Source organism: Hymenobacter coalescens (assembly GCF_054783195.1).
On record NZ_BAAGRA010000019.1, the window covers coordinates 381,060 to 400,896 of the forward strand.

Sequence of the window (19,837 nt, forward strand, 5' to 3'; positions counted from 1 at the left end):
GAACCTGTCGGCGGCAGATGGTGGCGGGGCGGCCCACGTTTACAGGAATAGAACAGGAACAGCTGCCCCAGTAAACTATACAGATTCGTCATGTTTAGCGGACGTTGCCGGGCCCGCTGCTGAAGCAATGGAACGGATTTACAGACGCGAAACAGACGCCGCCGCGCCGCGGCCCACTGACACCGAGCAACCGGCCCTGGCAGGCAATAACAGTAACGTTGCAGTAACGGAACCGCTACCGGCGGCCCGGTTCAGCTACTACCGGGGTGGCATCCGTACGGCGGCGCCGTACGCCACCGTTACCCCGCGCCAACTGTGGGACGTGGTGAGCGGCCCAACCTTTGCGCCGGCTACGGCCCAACTCCGAGCCGAACCAACGGGCAGCCCTGCCCGCGCCGAGTTGAAAAAGGCCCTCGACTACGTGACGCCGGCCGGCACCTTTGCCCCAACCCGTGCCAACGGCAACCTGGTGGCCGCGTCGGGCCTGCTGGTGCTGGACTTTGACCACCTGCCCGACGTGGCCGCCGCCCGTGCGGCCCTGCTATCGGATGCGCTGCTGCAGCCGGCGCTGGTGTTGCTGTTTGCCAGCCCCGGCGGGGAAGGCCTAAAGGCCCTGGTAGAAACCGACCCCGGCGCCTCCCACCTCGACAACTTCCGCGCCCTGTCGGCTTACTTAAGCCACCACCACGGCACCGCGGGCCTGGTGCCCGACCCCAGCGGCAAAGATGTGGCCCGTGCCTGCTTTGTCTGTCACGATGCCGAGGCCTGGCTAAGCCCCCGGTACGTGGCCTGACGCGCCGCCGGTAGCCCGCACTACTGCTGGGTACCCATTCATTTTCCTAGTAAAACCGACACCCCCCAATAACAGGGAAAGGCCGCGCCGTGTGCATCCTGCCCGCTGGGTAACCCGCACCCGGCCGCCCTGCCCCGTCACTTTATGAGCTGGCAACCCCATGAGAATACGCGACCTGTTGGCGACCCTTCCGCCCGAAACCGACCCTACAAAACACTACATTTCGGCCCCTCCCAAACAGGCAGAGCTGGACACAGCAGCTGGTGAAGCAGCAAGATCGGGGCCGCTAACCGGAGAGCCGGCCGGGAGTTTCGGGACCAATACGCGCGCGTACGCGTGCGCGCGTACTGCTAGCGAAATGCCCCCGGAGTTTCCACCTGTTTTCACGTCTACGCGCGCGCGTATTGGGCACGAAACCCCTGACCCGCCGGCCGCCGTGCTGGACTGGTGCCTGAGCCAGCACACCGACCACCACGGGCCGTTTCCGGCGGCGGGCGGCCGCAATGCCTGGCTAGCGGCGTTGGCGTATTTCTGCAATGAGCGGGGCGTACTGCTGGCCGACCTGGAAGGCCATGCCCAAGGCTACCAGCAGCCCGACTTTCCTCCCGACGAAATCCGGCGCACCGTGCGCGGCATCTACCAGCGCGAAGCCGCCCGGCACAACAGCAAACCATGGGAACCGCCCCGCACTCAGGCCAGCAGCGCGGGGCCCGACTTCGCTTCAGATGATGCCTCCGGCCAGCCCGGTAGCAGTAGGGGCGAAGCCGACGCTCAACCCCTCGATACGCCTACCATACCGGCCGAGGCGTACGCGCTGCTGCCGGGGTTTCTACAACGCTGCTGCCAACCCCTGCCCACGGCGCGGGAGCGGGACGTACTGCTAACCGGCGCGCTGGCCGTGCTGTCGGGGTGCTTCCCCACGCTGGAAGGGGCCTACCGGGGCAAGGTTATCGGAGCCAACGTGTACGCCTTTGTAGTGGCGCCGGCCGCTTCGGGAAAAGGGGCCTTGGATTGGGCCCGGCGGCTGGCCTGGCCCTACCACTTAGCCGTGCGCGAAGCCAGCCGCCGGGAGCGGGAGGCTTACGAGCTGGCGCTGCAGGACTATGAGCAGCAGAAGCGCGCCGCCAAAGCCGGGGCGCCGCTGCCTCCGAAGCCAGCCGAACCGCCCCGGCGGCGCCTGTTTATACCCGTGGACAACGGGGCCGCCAACGTGGTAAAGACGCTGGCCGAAAACGACGAGCGGGGCATCTTGTTTGACACCGAGGCCGACACGCTGAGCGGGGCGCTGAAGCAAGATTTTGGCGACTATTCGGCCCTGCTGCGCAAGTGCTCCGAACACGAACCGCACCAGTACGACCGGAAAACGGCCGGCACATACGAGCTGAGCCGGCCGGCCCTGTCGGTGGCCCTGGGTGGCACGCCGGAGCAAGTAGCGCGGCTAATCCCCAGCGCCGAGGACGGGTTGTTTTCGCGCTTCTGGTTCTATGCCTTTCAGGCCCCGCACGAATGGGACGACCCGTTTGCCGAGCCGGCCGGCGGCACCCTCGATACCTGGTTTGAAGCCTTGTCGGTGCAGGTATCAGGCATGATAGCCGCGGCGGGCGCGGGGCGGGTGTCCGTGGTGCTGACGCCGCCCCAGAAAACCCGCTTTAACGCCGCCTGGAATGCCTGGCTACGCGAAGGGGTAGCCAACTTCGGGGAAGGCTCCGGCAGCGCCGTAAAACGCCACGCCCGCGCCTGCTTCCGGCTGTGTATGCTGCTAACGCTGCTGCGCTGCTTTGAGGACGGCGAAGCCCCGGCCGGCCGTACCCTGGCCTGCGAAGATGCCGACCTCACGGCCGCCCTGCTGCTGGCCGACGTGTACCGCCGGCACGCGCTGGCTCTATACGAGCGGCTGCCCCGCCCCGCTGGTGCCGGTTTTGGAGCGGCCAGCAGGTATGCAGCTAAGGCCCAACAGGAAGCCCTGGCGCGGGAGCTGCAGGCGCAAGGCCTGAGCGTGCGGGAAATAGCCCTGCAAGTAGGCGTCCATTTTACCACCGTGGCCCGCTGGCTGCGCTGCGAGGTGTAGCGCGTAGCAAAAATGCTACGCTACGTCCTGCTACGAATCTGTACCACTCTTTTACCCTACCGTTATGCGGTTCACGCTTCTAGAAAAAATCAACGCCGATACTCCATTGGCCCACCTGTTCAACGCCTACCTGTCCGGCCTCTCGACGCTGGATATTGTCAGCACGCCGCGCGAATCTATGCGGGCCTGTCGGGTAGCGTTTGCTGCCGAAGCTCAGGGTGCTACCCCTGTGCTTTCCATCGTAGAGCAGGCTCAGCGCTGCTACGAGCTGATAGTGCTGAGCAACGCCCTTTATAACCTCTACCACCACATAGAGGGCGCGGCCAAGGTGCTCAACAACTTCTTTGCGGAGTACGACGGCAACCTAACCGCCTATGCCGTAGCAAACCGTAAGCGCCTGCTACTGGAATACGGCGGCGGGGAAGATGATGACTGGTACCACACCGGCACCGGCAACCCCGACGCGGGCGAAGGGTGGGAAGTCACTGACACCACCGACCCGGCCCGCCTGGCTGAGTACAGCCTACATCGGGAGCTAGGCCGCTTCTTTCCTGACCCCGAAAGCCATGGGGAATACATCGGCACCAGCGGCCCGATTGACTTTCACCGCTACACGCTGGCCGTGGAGCACCAAACCGACTTCCACCCGCGCAAGATGTTTGCGGCCGTGGGCGGCAAGGAGCTGACTGTGTATCGGCAGGACGAAAGCGGCCAATTTGTGCCTATCCCGGTAATTGACCAGATAGAGCAGGAAATCAACGAAGACATAGCCAACGAACGGCTAACGGCCTATTTCAATGCCGTGCTAAATGCAGGTCAACACTTCGCTACATTGTATGCTACCATGCCGCCGGATGATCTGACAGGGTACCGGGTGCTGCATGAGTGCCTACAGAATGTACTGAATGTTCGGCTACAGGCCTACCCGCCTTTTTAGCGCTTTTACATCATCTACGCCACGCTTGATTAAAGTCCTTATAACACCGGTTATAGTCAAGTTGCACCGTTAACTACAGTAAATAACGGTGCAGCTACCTATCTTCCGGGCCCTTCCGCTTACCCGCTATCCGTACCCGTGACTTACGCTGATTTTGAAGCCCGCTGGAAACCTGCCGGCGGCGCCGAACGGGCCAACTACGGCCTTTTCCTGCAAGACCTCTGCGACCTGCTGGGCGTGCCCCGGCCCGACCCCACCACCGACGACCCCGCCCAGGATGCTTACGTATTGGAGCGGGCCGTACAGTTCAACGACGGGCCCAAGAAAAGCACCGGCCGTATTGACCTCTATAAGCGCGGCTGCTTTGTGCTGGAAACCAAGCAGGGCACCGACACACCCGACCAACAGCAGAAAGCCCAGCGCGCCGAGCTGGGGCTAGAAGCCAACAAGCGCCGCAAGGGCCACGCCGTGCGCGGCTCCGCCAAGTGGGCCGAAATGATGCAGGCTGCCCGGCAGCAGGCGCTGGGCTACGTGCGCGCCCTGCCCGCCGACGAACCGCGCCCCCTGTTTGTGCTAGTGGTGGATGTGGGCCACTGCATCGACGTGTACAGCAACTTTGCCGGGGTTGGGGATTCGTTTGTGCCCTTCCCCGACCAAATCCGTTTTCGGATTCTGCTGCCCGCGCTGGTGGAGGAAAGCACCCGCACGCTGCTACGGCAAATCTTCCTCGACCCCAAGGCCCTCGACCCCAGCCGCCGCGCCGCCCGCGTGACGCGGGAGCTGGCCGGGCGGCTGGCCCGCCTGTCGGCCCAGCTGGAACAGGCCGGCCACAATACCGACGTGGTAGCGCAATTCCTGATGCGCTGCCTCTTTACCATGTTTGCCGAGGATACCGGGCTGATACCCAAAACCTCGTTTACCGGCGTGCTGACGGAGTACCGCACCCCGGAGCTGTTGCCCTTCCTGCCCGACGTGCTCAGCAACCTGTGGCACACCATGGACACCGGCGGCTTTTCGTCGGAGCTGAAAGCCCGAATCAAACGCTTCAACGGCAAGCTATTTCACGATACCACGGCCCTGCCCCTCAACGCCGATCAGGCGGAGCTGCTGCTGCAGTCGGCTAAGGCCGATTGGACGGAAGTAGAGCCGGCCATTTTCGGTACGCTGCTGGAGCGGGCTCTCGACCCCAAAGAGCGGCACAGCCTGGGCGCGCACTACACCCCGCGCCGCTACGTGGAGCGGCTGGTGCTGCCTACCGTGCTGGAACCGCTGCGCCGGGAATGGGCCGCCGCTCAGGCCGCCGCCGCCCGCCGCCTGGAGGAAGGCCAAAGCAAAGAGGCCCGCGCCGAACTGGTACGCTTCCTTTCGCGCCTGACCTCTATCCGCATCCTCGACCCCGCCTGCGGCTCCGGCAACTTCCTGTACGTGACGCTGGAACACCTCAAACGCCTGGAGGGCGAAGTACTGGCCGCTATCAACAGCTACGGGCATACCGGCCTACTCGACCTGGGCGGCGGTACCACCGTGAGCCCGCACCAGCTGCTAGGCCTGGAGCTGAACCCGCGCGCCGCGGCTATTGCGGACGTGGTGCTGCGTATCGGCTACTTGCAGTGGCACCTGCGTACCTACGGTCCCTCCGAGCTACGGGAGCCGCTGCTGGACGAGTACCAGAACATTCGCCAGCAGGATGCCGCCCTGCAGCACGGCCCACCCGTGCCCCGCCTCGATGCCCAGGGCAACCCCGTGACGCGCTGGGACGGCACCACCAAGCCACACCCCGTCACCGGCCAGCCCGTGCCCGACGAAACCGCCCGGACGCCCGTTTACGACTACCCCAACCCTCAGCCGGCCGAGTGGCCCAAAGCGGATTTTATTGTGGGTAATCCGCCGTTTGTGGGTAACAAACGAATGCGGGATTTGCTGGGCGACGGGTATGCAGATGCGTTGCGAAAGGCCTATAAAGGCAAAGTGCCCGATTCGGCTGACTTAGTAATGTACTGGTGGGACAATGCTGCTGAGGCATTGCGGCGCGGTGAAACGGAGCGGTTCGGCTTCATTACTACGAACTCGCTCACCCAGACCTTTAACCGCCGGGTGTTACAGCGGCACATGGAAGCGGATAGCAGCCCGGTTTCTTTATCATTTGCTATTCCTGATCATCCTTGGGTTGATGCTGCTGAAGGTGCGGCTGTTAGGGTTGCTATGACAGTAGCTCAATCGGGAGAAGCGCCCGGCACACTAGCACTAGTTGTTTCAGAAACACTCGCTGAAGGCGAAGAAGCGCACGATGTGGTATTGATTGAAAAGCAAGGAGAAATCAACTCAGACCTATCTGTTGGCGCTGACTTGACAACAATCCCAGCCTTAAAAGCAAATGCGGGAATTAGTAGCCGAGGGGTTATTCCAGTGGGGCAAGGGTTCGTGATTGACTTATCTACTGCTGAGCAAATAGGCTTAGGGACTGTCTCTGGCCTTGAAAAACATATTAGACCGTTTCGTAATGGTAAGGATATAACAGGCACCCCACGCGGCCTGATGATTATTGACTTTTTTGGTTTAACCGAGCAAGAGGTAATTGCGCGTTACCCTGCTGCGTATCAGCATATCTATTTAAATGTAAAGCCCCAAAGGGATGAAGTAAGGCGAGATATAACAAGAAAGAGATGGTGGATTTTTGCGGAAGCACGTTCAACTTTTCGGCCTGCTTTAGAGGGGCTTACCCGTTACATAGTGACAGCACAGGTTGCTAAACACCGCCTCTTTACATTCTTAGATTCTAATGTAATTCCTGATGATAAGCTCATAGCAATTGCGTTTGAGGATGCTTATTACTTCGGAGTGCTTTCTAGTCGCTTCCATGTTATCTACTCATTAGCCGCAGGTGGCCGAATGGGTGTAGGTAACGACCCTGTTTATGATAAGTCGCGCTGTTTCGACCCTTTCCCCTTTCCCGACGCTACGCCCGAACAGCAGGCCCGCATCCGGGAGCTAGCCGAACAGCTGGACGCGCACCGCAAGCGCCAACAGACGGCCCACCCCGCGCTTACGCTTACCGACCTCTACAACGTAGTAGAGAAGCTACGCGCCGGCCAGCCCCTGAGCACCGCCAAGGAGAAAACCATCAATGAGCAGGGCCTAGCCTCCGTAGTACTCAGCCTGCACCAGCAGCTAGACGCCGCCGTGGCCGCCGCCTACGGCTGGCCCACCGACCTGCCCGACGCCGAAATCCTGACCCGCCTGGTACGCCTCAACCACGAACGCGCCCGCGAAGAACAGGCCGGCCACGTTCGGTACCTGCGCCCCACCTATCAGGCGCCAGAGCTGCAGCAGGCTTCACTGTCCCTGCCCGCTGCCCAGGCCGCCGCGGCTACGGTAGCAGCTACTGAAGCCACAGGCCCCCAGCCCTGGCCCGCCGAGCTGGCCCAGCAGATGCAGGCCGTACGGGATACCGTGCAGCAGGCCGGGCAAGCCCTTACGGCGGCTCAGGTAGCGGCCCGCTTCAAGCGCGCCAAGCCCGAACGAGTGCAGCCGCTGCTGGATACGCTTACGGCCCTTAGCCTGCTGCGTGCCACCGCCGAGGGCGCATACGCTGCCTAAGCCGCATACCGACAGCCCTACCCACCTACTTGCAACTCCCAAAGGGTATACCTAGCCGGTATACCCTTTGCTTTTCTAGGGGTAGAAGGTTTTCCGGCACTTACCGGGGAACCTGCTGCATATCGGGTTTTATCGGGTTGATCCTGACCTCAGGGCAGGGGAGTAACTTCCTAAGCTCAGCCGGTCGCGCAACCGCTTACCCTCCTAAATTTCTTACGTTGTCAAAATAGAGGGAAAGGGGGAGCCCCGGCTGCCTTGACTCCTACAAGCTTAGAAATAAGCTAAGGGGTAGGGGCATTTATTCTTGCGGACGCTCAGGCGAAAACCGCAGCCTGCCTTGTGACTGGCACGCGTGCAAAACTCAACCCCCAAAGTCCGAGGCGCTAAGTCATAACCTAGTAGCGCTGCTGACTTACTCCTGCCACTGGCTAGGGCCGTATCTTCCCTGTAAAGAACAGGCATTTACAGGCCCAGGTATGCAGTACGAACAAGGCCAAAGCGGCAATCCCGCCGGCCGGCCGAAAGGCAGCCAGAACAAAGCCAACGCCCAAGCCCGGCAGATCATCGGTGCGGCCCTAGCTGGCTTCACAGCCGAAACCTTACGCGCCAAGCTGGCTGCCCTCGACGGTAAGGAGTTTATTGACGCATATGTAAAGCTGGCCGAGTTCGTGACGCCCAAGCTGCAGCGCACCACCCTAGCCGACGCCAACACCGAGAAAGGCCCGGTAACTGTAACGCTGCACATCGGCGGCACGCCAGAGCAACGGGAAGCCAACGCAGCCGCAGCGCCTCTGCTACTAGGGAATAGCTGAACACGACCACAAATGAAAAGGGCCGCCGCATCAACAGACGCGGCGGCCCTTGCTGTGGGTAGGAGCAGGCAAATATGCACGTGGGTTACTCAGTCTGCGTGCTCTATTTCCTTTTACTTCAAAGGAACCCATCCCCACATATGCCCAGCACCTACTTCGAAAGTAAGATTGCGTGAGGTGTTAGGAATGTTATTGCTGTACAACCCACCTAAGTTACTAGCTGTGTTGGTACCGTAGTGAAACCGTCTGCCCGGACTAGACAATCTAAAGCTATAATTTTGACTTGCAGTGAGCTGTATTCCTATTCTCGAAAGGTCAAACACTAGCAGAGCTATTGGGTCTGTTGATGTTCCGAAGTAGAACTGAGTAGTGACAGAACCTAATCTAGTACCGCTGAATCCGACTCCAGAATAAACTTCAATCGTGACTGGATACACCCCTGATAAAATTTGGTTCGTTTGGCTCATCATAGCTACTTCCGTTACCCAGATATAATCCAATGGTCCAGCGGCTGATGAGCGGAAAGTTTGTCCAAATGTGGTTGCATAACCGTCATAAGAGTCAGTGACTATCTGCGCGGCGTATTGAGCTAGTCTGTTATAACCCCTGTACCCATAAAATGTATGTTCAGTTGTATTGTACACCATTAGCCCAGCATCGGGATTGGGTATGGTTAGCATTTGCTCCGCTGTCAATCTAGGCAGGAGCAGACCCTTAGAAGTGCTTTGAATATCTAACGCTGCAGAGAGGCTAGGGGTACTCGTCCCTATGCCTACACTCTGAGCTTGTGCAGCCATTCTAGGTGTTACCAGCACTACAAACAGAATCACATAAATTCTCATTTGTCAAACATAGTAGATTGGCTTAGCCCCTCCAAACGCAGAAATTATTCGGCTAATAACACTAAGTAAAAGGCCACCACGTCAATTGACGTGGTGGCCCTTGCCCGTAGGTGAGAGTTGGCAACTACTTACCCGGCGGGCACCTCAAAGATAACCGGCCGGCTACTTTTAAGTCGGCTGTTTTGTCCCCCGATTGCTTAATGATCCTGATTTGTCCCCCAAACCGTCCCCCGGAAAACTAAAAACCGTGTTTCGGGTCAGGAAACACGGTTTTTTGTAGCCGCGACGGGAATCGAACCCATATCAAGCGTTTAGGAAACGCCTATTCTATCCGTTGAACTACGCAGCCTTAGGGGCAGTACCAACAAAAATACACCGAAAGCTTAGTGGCCCCAAATGCCGCGCGGTGAAATGCGGGGCCGGCCGTGCCGGGGAGCATCCGCCGGGCGGGCTGACGCGTATAGGCGGCGAAGGCTGTTCTCCCCGCGCCTTGCTCCAGTATGGGTTTGCTTGATGATTTGCGTGCGGCGCGCCGTGCGGCCGGCCGCCGCCAGGCCGCGCCACCTGGCGACGCTGTGCCCGACGATACACAGCCGGCCCTGCTGCTCATCCCCGACATCAGTGGCTTTACCCGCTTTATCGAAGAAGCCAACCACCCGCAGGCCCCGCACCTAGTGGCTGACCTGCTTGAAATCCTGATCGAAGCCAACGTGCTGGGGCTGCAGGTGGCCGAAATCCAAGGCGACGCCATTCTGTTCTACCGGTTGGGACCGGCTCCGCCGGTGGCCGAGCTGGTGCAGCAGTGCCGGCGCATCTTCCTCGACTTTCAAAACTACCTGCAGCTGGTGGCCCGCGACACCGACTCGGAACTGGCGGCGGCCCTGCACGAAGCCGCCCTCACTCTCAAGATCATCGGGCATTACGGACGGGTGAGCGTGGCCGACATCCGCGAGTTTCGGAAGCTGCTGGGCCGCGACGTGATTGTGGCGCACCGCCTGCTCAAAAACAACGTGTCCGGCTCGGAGTACGTGCTGCTCACCGAGGGCTACCTCAGTACGCAGGCTCCCGCCGAAGTAGCCCGCTGCTTTGCCTGGACGCGCCTGCAACCCAGTGCTACCGTGTACGAGTACTTGGGGGAAATTCGCTATTTCTACGCCCTCCTTACGCCCCTGCGCCTGCTGGTGCAACCCGACTCCGGCCCCGGCAAGCAGCCGGTGGCCTGCCGGGTGCAGGTACGCCGCACGGTGGCCGCGCCCGCGGAGCGGGTGCTGCGCGTGGTGAGCAACCTGCGCCTGCGGCCCCGCTGGCTGGCCGGCACCACCGCCGTGCACTACGACGCCACCAAGGCCCACCGCCCCGGTGCCAATTACAAGCTCGACCTCTACGCCGGTCAGATTGACCTGCAGGTGGTGCAGCGCATCGAAACAGATGGGCACACCGAGTATGTGGAGAAGGTGGCGCACTGGCGCCTGTTTCCGAACGCGCTGCTGTTTTTCCGCCTCGAAGCCATTGATGCCGGCCACTGCCTCGTGACGATGGAGTTTCGCTACGGCCACATTGCCAGTGCCCGTCGCATCGTGCGCAAGGGCCAGCTACACCGCTTGCACCGCTGGCTGGGCCAGTCGGTGGCGCAGCTGGCGGAGTTTTTTTAAGCCGTAATGCTGCTTTGCCCATGTGCGAAGGCGGCAAGGGCGCGGCTGTGCCGGCGGCTATTCGGCAATGGTACAGCCGCGCCCTTGCCGCCTTCGCGAGGTATCCATATTCTGCCGCATCAACCCTACGCCTTGTAGAGCATCACGATGCCGAAAGCCAGGGCGGTCAGGATTAGGCCCACCATGAAGATGGTGTAACTCACGCGCAGCAGACGGTACTTGCGGGCTAGCACCTCGCCGAGGTAGTAGATGTCGGTGACCATGTTGTTGTACAACAGGTTTTTATCGCGCATGAGCTCGTGCATGCCTTCCTGGAAGTTGTCGAGGCTGAGCTTGGTGAAGTTGCCGAAGAAAAGCAGGTTGACGCGGCGGTTGGTCGCAATCTGCGGCGAGCGGCGCAGCCACTTGAAGCTGGTCACGTCGGGCTGGGCCGAGAGGATGGAGGTAACCACCGACCCCAGCGCCGTGGCTACGAGCAGGGCCATGGGTATGGCCAAGACGGGGTTTTTGGTGAAGGCGGGCCCCACCTGCGAGGTTTTGGCCCCGAGGTAGGTAATGATGACCGAGAGCAGCACCGTGTTCAGGCTGATCATCATGTTGGCCTTCTGGTCGGCCATCTGCGAAAGGCGGATGTGCTGGTTGTAGGTGGCGCGAAACATCGTTTCCACGCCGCGCTTGCCTTCGGCGTAGCCCTCGGCCTCCTCGGCCTTTTTCTTCTCCTTTTTCTCCTGTTTTTTCAGCGCTTTGCGCTGGTCCTGGATATTTTCCTTGAGCTGATCCTTGTAGCGGGCCTTGCCCGCCTCGGACAGAAACTTGTGCTGCAACAGGAAATCGAGCTGGTACTCGGCCCACTCGGTGTTGGAGTACACCCGGCCCTGGGTGGCCTCCCACTCGGTGCGCAGCAGCTCGGCGTCGGCCGGGCAGGCGTCGCGGCCGAGGTTGCTCATGTCCGCATCCACCAGCATCTTCTGCAGCTCGGTTTCGCGCTTTTCGTCGCGGTGCGTGGCCCGGATCAGGTCCTTGATCAAGGCCACGCGCTCGGCGGGGTAGCCTTGCTGCGCAAGCCACTCCTCGGCCAGCTCCATGCTGCGGTATTCGTGCCCGTCGTAGCGGTCGATGTAGCCCGCGTCGTGAAACCAGGCCGCCAGCACCAGGGCCTCCTGGTCGGCCGGGGCGAGCTTGGCCGCCTGCGCCAGCGCCGTGGCTTCCTTGGCCACGGTGTTGGTGTGCTTGAAGGTGTGGTAAACCAGCTGCCGCGGCAGCCGCTGCTCGAACAGCTGCTCCACGTACGCTTTGGCCTGTTTGATAATCTCGGCTTTGGCCGGTTTCAGGGTCGGGGTCGTTTCCATTAAAGGGGGGCGAAGGCGAGGGGCGGCAAAGCCGCGCCAACGGGATTACAACGCAACTTTTCCCGTCAGGTTCGGTATCCAGGCGGAGCCGGCCCCAACGCCGGGGCGCCGGGCTGCGTATCGGGCAGTAACGCCCCCGCCGCCCATGGTCGCGGGAGCGTTACTGCCGCCCCTGTCCGCACCTTCTCTCTCCTTTCCGTTTCTTATGAGCCGACTTCTTCTGACTAGCTGGTTACTGCTGGTCGGCAGCCTAGTGCCGTGGGGTTTCGCCCAGGCCCAAGGCACCAAAACCCAGACCGCCCACCCCGAGCGTCCCAACTACCGGGGCATCGGCAAAGACTGGGAAAAGCAAACCCCGCCCGACAGCGCCCAACTGCGCTACACCGTCTTCCTGATCGGCGACGTAGGCAAGCCCACGCCCGCCGAGCAGGGCGGCGAACCGTCGCTGAACTTCCTGCGCCGCCAGATCCTGCGCGAAGGCGAGCGGAGCACCACCATCTACCTCGGTGACAACATCTACGAGTACGGCCTGCCGCCCACCGGCGCCTACGACCGCAAAGTGTCGGAGCAGCGCCTGATCGATCAGATCAACGTGCTGCGTAATTACAAGGGCGAGAAGTACATGATTCCGGGCAACCACGACTGGAAACAGGGCCAGCGCGGTTCGCTGGATCAGGTTATCCGGGCCCAGACGTTCATCGAGGACTACATGAACAAGGACTCGGCCGCCTTCACGCGCACCGGGGCCTTCTACATTCCGCCCAACGGCTGCCCCGGGCCCTACGAAATCCTGGTGCAGGACAACCTGGCCATCCTGGCCATTAACTCGCAGTGGTTTCTGCAAACCTCGGAGCGGCCTTACGGGGCCAACAGCGGCTGCGGCGTGGCCAACGAGGCCGACTTCTTCGTGCAGCTGGAGGACATGATGGCCAAGCACCGCAACAAGAACGTCGTCGTCATTGCGCACCACCCCATCTTCTCCGACGGCATCCACGGCGGCTATTTTACCCTGGCCGACCACCTGTTCCCGTTGAGCATCGTCTACAAGTACGCCTTCATTCCGTTTCCCGTCGTCGGCTCAGTGTACCCCTTCGCCCGCAAGTACGGCGGCATCTCGCAGGACATTCCGCACCCCCTGTACCAGCAGTACAAGAAGGGGCTGATGGACATCTTTGCCAAGTACCCGAACACCATCTACGCCGCCGGCCACGAGCACAACCTGCAGTACTTCAAGGTGGAGGACCTGCACCACATCGTATCGGGCTCGGGCTGCAAAACCCAGCACGTGCGCACCGGCCGCGACGGCGAAGCCCTGTTTTCCGACAAGGAGAAGGGCTGGGCCCGCGTGAACTACTACCAGAGCGGCGAGGTGTGGCTGGAGTACTGGGTGCCGAACGATAAGGGCGACACCGGCCGCCTGGTATTCCGCCAGCCGCTGTACGCCAAGCAGGCCATAGCCGGCGACGCGCCCACCGGTCCCGACCCGTTCAACGTGGACGTGGCCGGCCGCCCGCGCTACGCCGACTCCACCGTGACGGTGGCCGTGAACCCGCGCTACGCGGCCCGCAGCAGCTTCCACAAGGCCCTCTTCGGCAAGCACTACCGCGAGGAGTGGGCTACGCCGGTAAAGTTTCCGGTGCTGGACCTGGCCGTGGAGAAAGGCGGCCTGGAACCCTACAAAATCGGGGGCGGCAAGCAAACCGCCTCGCTGAAAGTGCGCAACGAGGAGGGCCGCAACTACACCATCCGTGGGCTCAATAAGGACCCTTCGGCGGTGCTGCCCGAAGCCCTGCGCGAAACCGCCGCCAAGGACATTCTGCAGGATCAGATTTCGGCCCAGCACCCCTTCGGCTCGGTGGTGCTGCCGCCGCTGGCCACGGCCGCCGGCATTCTGCACACCAACCCCGAGCTGCGCTACATCCCGCGCGACCCGCTGCTGGGCCAGTACTTGGCGCGCTTTGCCGACACGCCCGCGGCCATTGAGGAAGACGCCAAGGACGACCAGAGCAACGTGGAGTCTTTGGGCTACGCCACCAACCTGGTGGGCACCGACCGCGTGCTGGAGCGCCTGCGCCAGGACAATGACAACCAAATCAAGGGCAAGGCTTTCGTCCGCTCGCGCCTCTTCGACATGTGGATCGGCGACTGGGACCGGCACGAGGACCAGTGGCGCTGGGCCGAGAGCAAAGACGAGGAAGGCGACCGGACCTTTACGGCCGTGCCCGAAGACCGCGACATTGCCTTCTTCAAGGGCGACGGCTTCTTCCCCTGGCTGGCACGCCGCAAGTGGGCCATCCGCAACTTCCAGAATTTCGGCGAAGACTTTGCCGACTGGAAGGGCCTGAACCTGACCGCGCTGAGCAACGACCGGGTGTTCCTGGGCGAGATGTCGCGCAAGGACTGGGTGACCACGGCCGAAGACATGAAGGCCCGCCTCACCGACCAGGTCATCGACTCGGCCCTGCGCACGCGCTGGCCGGCGGAAATCTACAAGTTGCACGGAGACGAAATTGCCCGCAAGCTGAAAAGCCGCCGCGACCTGCTGCCCCAGCTGGCCGAGGACTACTTCGAGCTGCTCAGCGAGAAGGTGGAAGTGAAGGGCAGCGAGAAGCAAGAGCGCTTCGTGGTGGAGCGCCTGGAGGGCGACAAAACCCGCGTGCTGGTGAAGAAAGTGAACAAGGAAGGCCAGACCACCAAAACCCTCTGGGACCAGACCTACCACGGCGACATCACCAAGGAAATTCGCCTCTACGGCCTAGCCGGCAACGACTCGTACCGCGTGCGCGGCGACCAGCCCAGCAGCATCCGCCTACGCATCATCGGCGGCATCGACCGCGACACCATCGTGGACCAGTCCACCAAGGGCGGCTCGTTGCTGCGGCCGCACTCGGTGCAGGTGTACGACGGCGACTCGGGCAACGTCATCGTGCCGGGCAAGGAAACGCGCCTGCGCCTGGAGCCGGGCATTGAGGTGAGCCAGTACGACTACGCTTCGCGCACCAACAAGCGCGACTACAAGCTGCCCTATTTTGGGCCGGCCGTGTATTTCGGCTACAACATTGACGACGGCTTATTCATCGGCGGCGGCGGCACGCTGCGCACCTACGGCTTCCGCCGCGAGCCGTTTGCCACCGAGCAGACGTTGGTGGCCAACTACGCGCCCGCGCGCCAGGCCTACAACGTGCGCTACACCGGTGTATTCACCGACGTGCTCGGCAAGTACGACCTGCGCGTGGCTTCGCAGCTGTTCGGGCCGCAGCTGCTCTACAACTACTTCGGCAAGGGCAACGACACGCGCAACGTGGCCCAGAACGTGGACAGCGGCAGCCCGCTCGGCAACCGCGCCCTCAACGAGACCTACCGCATCCGTTTTGCACGCTTCAACTTCTCGCCGACGCTGGAAACCGACGTGTTCAGCTTCCTCAAGTTCGGGTTCGGCCCGCAGTACGACCAGTGGCGCATCGACGGGCAGGACCTGGGCCGCGAAATTGCCAACGGCCTCGACGCCAACGGCAACGGCGTGAGCGGCGCCGCCACCGGCATCCGGGCCTCCGATTTCCAGACGAACCGCTACCTGGGCGGCCGCACCTACCTGAACCTGGACGCCAGCTCTTCGCCGGTGAACCCGCGCATCGGCCTGCGCTGGTACAACGCGGCCGAATACAATTTTCAGCTCAACGGCGAGCAGCTGCGCTACGGCCGCCTCAGCTCGGAGGTGCGCTTTTACCTTTCGCCCAACTTCCCCTTCCAGCTCACCTGGGCCGGCCGCATCGGCGCCGCGCGCAACATCGGCGACTACCGCTTCTACCAGGCCAACACCCTGGGCGGCACCACCAACCTGCGCGGCTACCGCCGCACGCGCTTCGCCGGCCGCAGCATGACCTATGCCAACGCCGAGGTGCGCGTGCAGCTGTTCACGTTCAATGCCTACCTCGTGCCGGGCAAGTTCGGCATCATGGGCCTGGCCGACGCGGGCCGCGTGCACAGCGGGCTGGACGTGAAGCAGGGCATCGACGCCTACCACACCGGCATCGGCGGGGGCGTCTGGGTCGACATCCTGAAGCAGGCCGTTATCAACGCCACGTACTCCGTGGGCGAGGAAAGCCTGGTCAACATCGGTTTCGACTTCCTGTTCTGATCCGGGGACGCGTCCCCGCGGCGCCTCCACGCCCGCCCGCAACCCTCGTTGGTCGCGGGCGGGCGTTTTTTTTATGCGCCCGGAACCGGTGCCGGGGCAGCCTTTTTGGGGCCGATGCCGTTTAGAGAAAACATTCTGCCCGTCGTTCGGACTGCTTCTGTTTTCTTTCTATGCCGCACTTTATTTCGCCTGCTTACGGCTGGGGGCGCCGCCTGAGCGGCGCCCTGTTGCTGGTGCTTGGGAACCTGTTTCACGCCGCCGCCCAGGACCTGCCGCCGCGCCGGACGCCCGTATACCCGCCGCCCGCGCCGCTGCCCACCGATACCATTTCCACCAACGCTGAGGGCATCCGGCAGGAGTTTGCCGTGCCTTCTGTGCTGGGCATGGGCCCGAGCAAGGGCGTGGTGGCGCACCACGAGCGGCTATCGAACTTCACCATCAAAACCGACCTGAACGACCGCAACCCGGCGGCAAAGGCCCAGACGACCGTCACCAAAAATGCCCGCTCCTTCATCAAAGCGTACGCCCCGCTGGTCAACCATCCGCACCTGAAGCTGATTCTGGGCCTGAACTACGACCGGGAAGAGTTCCAGTTCGAAAACCCCAACGCGTCGTCGTTCTACCGCAACCTGGAAGACAAAGGCCTGAAGGTGCTGGGCGCGCAGTTGGCGGCCATCCGGCCCGTCGACGAAGTGCACTGGTACATTGCCCGCGTGAAGGGCGAGCTGAACGGCGACTACACCTCCAGCGAGCTGAACGTGCAGGACTACCTCAAGGTGTCGAGCGAGTTCATTTACGGTTGGAAGCGCAACCCCAATTTCGCCTGGGGCATCGGGGCGCAGCTGGGCTACACCTTCGGGCGCCAAAGCATCTACCCGGTGGTGCTCTACAACCGCACCTGGAACCGCTACTGGGGCGTGGAGGCGCTGTTTCCGGCCCGCGTGACGGTGCGCTACAACCTCACCCAGAACACGCTGCTGTACGCCGGCTACACTGTCGACGGCATGAACTACAACATCAAGCTGCGCGAGCCCACCGAAACCGGCCTGCGTACCCTGATCCTGCGCCAGACCGAGTTGAAGCCCCGCATACGACTGGAGCGGGAGATTTACGATTTCCTCTGGTTTGGCCTCGAAGGCGGCTACCGGTACAACGCGGCCTTCAACGCCCTTGACGAAGAAGGCAACCAAGGCTTCAGCCTGTTGCGCCGCAGCCCTCGCCCGCGCATCATCGACAACACCATGGGCGGGGCCATGTACGCCAGCCTGGAGCTGTTTTTGGTGCCGCCGCGCAAGTTCCTGAACAAGACCGCCGCCAAATAAGCGGACGGGTCCGTTGGCGGCAAGGCACCCGACGGCCCACGCGGCCAAGGCCTACTGGCCAGAAGCCCCCCACACACCAAGGCCGCCCGGAGTCGTTGTAAAAACGACTCCGGGCGGCCTTGGTGTGTGGGGGGCACGCTCTGAAAGCCTGGCGACGCCAATTATTTCCGCCGCTTCTTGCGCAGGTACTCGTACGTAGCCACCTGCGCCCGCACCGGTTTCTCGGCGGCGCCGCCGCGCAGATACGCGTTTTGCCAGTCCCTGGACTTCTGGTTGTCCTGGCGCTGCAGGTCCAGCAGGTAGCGCACCTCCCGGCGCACTTCGGGGTCGTAAAGGGGAAAAGCCACTTCCACGCGGCGGTCCAGGTTGCGCGTCATCCAGTCGGCCGACGCCACGTACACGCGCTCCTGCCCGCCGTTGCCGAACACGTACACGCGGGCGTGCTCCAGGTACCGGTCGACCAGCCCGCGCTGCTGAATGTTCTCGCTCAGGCCCGGCAGGCCCGGCACCAGGCAGCTGATGCCCCGGATGAGCAGCTCCACGCGCACGCCGGCCTGGCTGGCCGCGTACAGCTTGCGGATCATGTCGTCGTCCTGCAGGGCGTTCAGCTTCAGAATGATGTAAGCCTCCTGGCCGGCGCGGGCGTGTTCGGTTTCCACCTCAATGAGGTGGGTCAAGCGCTGGCGCAGCTCGAAGGGGGCCACCAGCAGGTGCCCGAACGGCGCGGGCACCTCGCGGGAGCGGAAGAAGTCGAACAGCCGGGCTACCTCCGCGGTGAGGCGCTCATCGGCCGTGAACAGGCCGTGGTCGGCGTACACGTGGGAGGTGTCCTCGTTGAAGTTGCCGGTGCTCAGGTACGCGTAGTGGCGCGGCTGCCCGTCCTGCGTACGGCCGATGAGCAGCAGCTTGGCATGCACCTTCAGCTCGGGCACGCCGTAAATGACCACGGCGCCGGCGCGTTCCAGCTTTTCCGCCCAGCGGATGTTGCTTTCCTCGTCGAAGCGGGCCTTCAGCTCCACCACCACCGTCACGCGCTTGCCGTGCTTGGCGGCTTTGAGCAGGGCCTTGGCCACGGCGCTCTTGCTGGCCACGCGGTACAAGGTGATGCTGATGTCCGTCACGGCCGGGTCTTTGGCCGCCTCGCGGATCAGCTGCGTCACGTAGTCAAACGACTGGTACGGGTAGTGAATGAGGTGGTCGCGCTCGGCAATGGCCGCCAGCAGGCCCGGCTCCTTGGGGCGCGGCAGCGTGGCGTGGGGCAAGGCCGCCTGCGCGGGGTACTGCAGCTCCTTTAGCCCGAAGCCCGGGAAGCCGAAAAAGTCGCGGAAGTTGTGGTAGCGGCTGCCCTCCACCAGCTCGTCCTTACCGATGCCGGTTTTCTGCATCACCGCCCGCAGCGCCGCCTTGGGCATGGCCGGGTCGTAGAGCAGGCGCGCCGGGTAGCCGGTTTCGCGCTTCTGCAGGCTGCTCTTGATTTTGGCGAGCAGGTTGCCCGATACTTCCTCCTGAATGTCCAGCTCCGCGTCGCGCGACATCTTGATGCTGCTGACTTCCACCCGCTGGTACTTCGGAAACAGCTCGTGCGCGCAGCAGCGCACCACGTCGTCCAGAAACATCACGTAGTGCTCCGGTCCCGCATCGGGCAGCTGCACGAAGCGCCCGCCGTGGCGTTTTGTGGGCAGCTCCATCACCAGCACCCGCTCGTCCTCTTCGGCTTTTTTGCCTTTCACCGGCTCGGTGAGGTAGAGCGTGAGGTAGGTGGTCTGGTCCTTCAGGAACAGGTGGTGCAGGTTGTCGTCGAGCACAATGGGGGAGAGCAGATCCTGCACCCGCTCGCGGAAGTACTGCTGCACCCAGGCGCGCTGCTCGGCCGTCAGGTCGTGCTCGGCAATGAGGTGAATGTGGTGGCGGCGCAGCTCGGGCAGAATCTGGTTGCGGAACGTGTCGCCGAACTGCTCCTGCTGCTGGCGCACCACGCTGAGCACTTGCTGCAGCTGTTCGCCGGGGTCCTCGCCCAGCTTTGCGCGGGTTTTGCGCTTGAGATTCTGCAGGCGGCGCAGCGTGGCCACCCGCACCTTAAAGTACTCGTCGAGGTTGGAAGAGAAGATAGCCAGAAACTTAAGCCGCTCCAGCAGCGGCACGTCCGGGCTCTGGGCTTCCTGGAGCACGCGGGCGTTAAAGGTCAGCCAGCTCTGCTCACGGTTGTGCAGCTGCGGTTCGGTCGGTGGCGTGGGGGCAGCGTCGTGCGGCATGTGTGTTGATTGTTAAATTGTTAAATGGTCAAGTGGCTGCTTGTTCCAGCGTTGCCGGAACAAGCAGCCACTTGA

The 19,837-nt window shown here is 62.4% G+C and carries 10 protein-coding genes and 1 tRNA gene; 8 read left to right on the forward strand and 3 right to left on the reverse strand.

Annotation, left to right across the window (positions count from 1 at the left end):
• Positions 1 to 127: 127 nt before the first annotated feature.
• The 5 genes from ACYVKQ_RS18095 (at position 128) to ACYVKQ_RS18115 (ending at position 8,207) form a co-directional block, all read left to right on the forward strand.
• Positions 128 to 793: a BT4734/BF3469 family protein gene (locus ACYVKQ_RS18095; RefSeq protein ID WP_460676758.1), complete on the forward strand. Its 666-nt coding sequence runs from the start codon at positions 128 to 130 to the stop codon at positions 791 to 793.
• A gap of 436 nt (positions 794 to 1,229) precedes the next feature.
• On the forward strand, positions 1,230 to 2,861 hold the full coding sequence (locus ACYVKQ_RS18100) for a DUF3987 domain-containing protein (protein WP_460676759.1): 1,632 nt from the start codon (positions 1,230 to 1,232) through the stop codon (positions 2,859 to 2,861).
• 64 nt (positions 2,862 to 2,925) lie between these two features.
• Complete coding sequence (locus ACYVKQ_RS18105; protein ID WP_460676760.1) at positions 2,926 to 3,798, forward strand: hypothetical protein; 873 nt, start codon at positions 2,926 to 2,928, stop codon at positions 3,796 to 3,798.
• Between the two features lie 138 nt (positions 3,799 to 3,936).
• Complete coding sequence (locus tag ACYVKQ_RS18110) at positions 3,937 to 7,395, forward strand: class I SAM-dependent DNA methyltransferase (RefSeq protein ID WP_460676761.1); 3,459 nt, start codon at positions 3,937 to 3,939, stop codon at positions 7,393 to 7,395.
• 476 nt (positions 7,396 to 7,871) lie between these two features.
• A complete protein-coding gene (locus ACYVKQ_RS18115) occupies positions 7,872 to 8,207 on the forward strand; it encodes a DUF5681 domain-containing protein (protein WP_460676762.1) in 336 nt (111 codons plus the stop codon).
• A 1,119-nt stretch (positions 8,208 to 9,326) separates the two neighbouring features.
• Here the strand turns inward: ACYVKQ_RS18115 and ACYVKQ_RS18120 are convergent.
• Positions 9,327 to 9,398 (reverse strand) — tRNA-Arg (locus ACYVKQ_RS18120).
• Positions 9,399 to 9,624: 226 nt separating this feature from the next.
• Here ACYVKQ_RS18120 and ACYVKQ_RS18125 point away from each other — a divergent pair.
• Complete coding sequence (locus tag ACYVKQ_RS18125) at positions 9,625 to 10,701, forward strand: DUF2652 domain-containing protein (RefSeq protein WP_460676763.1); 1,077 nt, start codon at positions 9,625 to 9,627, stop codon at positions 10,699 to 10,701.
• A gap of 125 nt (positions 10,702 to 10,826) precedes the next feature.
• On the opposite strand, the gene ACYVKQ_RS18130 is transcribed toward ACYVKQ_RS18125, so the two are convergent.
• Positions 10,827 to 12,050: a Pycsar system effector family protein gene (locus ACYVKQ_RS18130; RefSeq protein WP_460676764.1), complete on the reverse strand. Its 1,224-nt coding sequence runs from the start codon at positions 12,048 to 12,050 to the stop codon at positions 10,827 to 10,829.
• A gap of 205 nt (positions 12,051 to 12,255) precedes the next feature.
• Here ACYVKQ_RS18130 and ACYVKQ_RS18135 point away from each other — a divergent pair, with 205 nt between their 5' ends.
• Together ACYVKQ_RS18135 and ACYVKQ_RS18140 are read left to right on the forward strand one after the other, a co-directional pair.
• Positions 12,256 to 16,188, forward strand: a complete 3,933-nt coding sequence (locus tag ACYVKQ_RS18135) for a metallophosphoesterase (RefSeq protein WP_460676765.1) — start codon at positions 12,256 to 12,258, stop codon at positions 16,186 to 16,188.
• 170 nt (positions 16,189 to 16,358) lie between these two features.
• The gene (locus tag ACYVKQ_RS18140) at positions 16,359 to 17,510 is read left to right on the forward strand and encodes a DUF6268 family outer membrane beta-barrel protein (RefSeq protein ID WP_460676766.1); all 1,152 of its coding nucleotides are present in this window, start codon (positions 16,359 to 16,361) and stop codon (positions 17,508 to 17,510) included.
• 161 nt (positions 17,511 to 17,671) lie between these two features.
• On the opposite strand, the gene ppk1 is transcribed toward ACYVKQ_RS18140, so the two are convergent.
• Positions 17,672 to 19,762: a polyphosphate kinase 1 gene (gene ppk1 / locus ACYVKQ_RS18145; protein ID WP_460676767.1), complete on the reverse strand. Its 2,091-nt coding sequence runs from the start codon at positions 19,760 to 19,762 to the stop codon at positions 17,672 to 17,674.
• Positions 19,763 to 19,837: the final 75 nt, after the last annotated feature.

What these genes read in the sequence shown, in the direction of transcription:
- ACYVKQ_RS18115 (WP_460676762.1), top strand. Translation starts at nt 7,872, where the DNA reads ATGCAGTACGAACAAGGCCAAAGCGGCAATCCCGCCGGCCGGCCGAAA.
- ACYVKQ_RS18130 (WP_460676764.1), bottom strand. Translation starts at nt 12,050, where the DNA reads ATGGAAACGACCCCGACCCTGAAACCGGCCAAAGCCGAGATTATCAAA.
- ppk1 (WP_460676767.1), bottom strand. Translation starts at nt 19,762, where the DNA reads ATGCCGCACGACGCTGCCCCCACGCCACCGACCGAACCGCAGCTGCAC.
- ACYVKQ_RS18095 (WP_460676758.1), top strand. Translation starts at nt 128, where the DNA reads ATGGAACGGATTTACAGACGCGAAACAGACGCCGCCGCGCCGCGGCCC.
- ACYVKQ_RS18135 (WP_460676765.1), top strand. Translation starts at nt 12,256, where the DNA reads ATGAGCCGACTTCTTCTGACTAGCTGGTTACTGCTGGTCGGCAGCCTA.
- ACYVKQ_RS18140 (WP_460676766.1), top strand. Translation starts at nt 16,359, where the DNA reads ATGCCGCACTTTATTTCGCCTGCTTACGGCTGGGGGCGCCGCCTGAGC.
- ACYVKQ_RS18105 (WP_460676760.1), top strand. Translation starts at nt 2,926, where the DNA reads ATGCGGTTCACGCTTCTAGAAAAAATCAACGCCGATACTCCATTGGCC.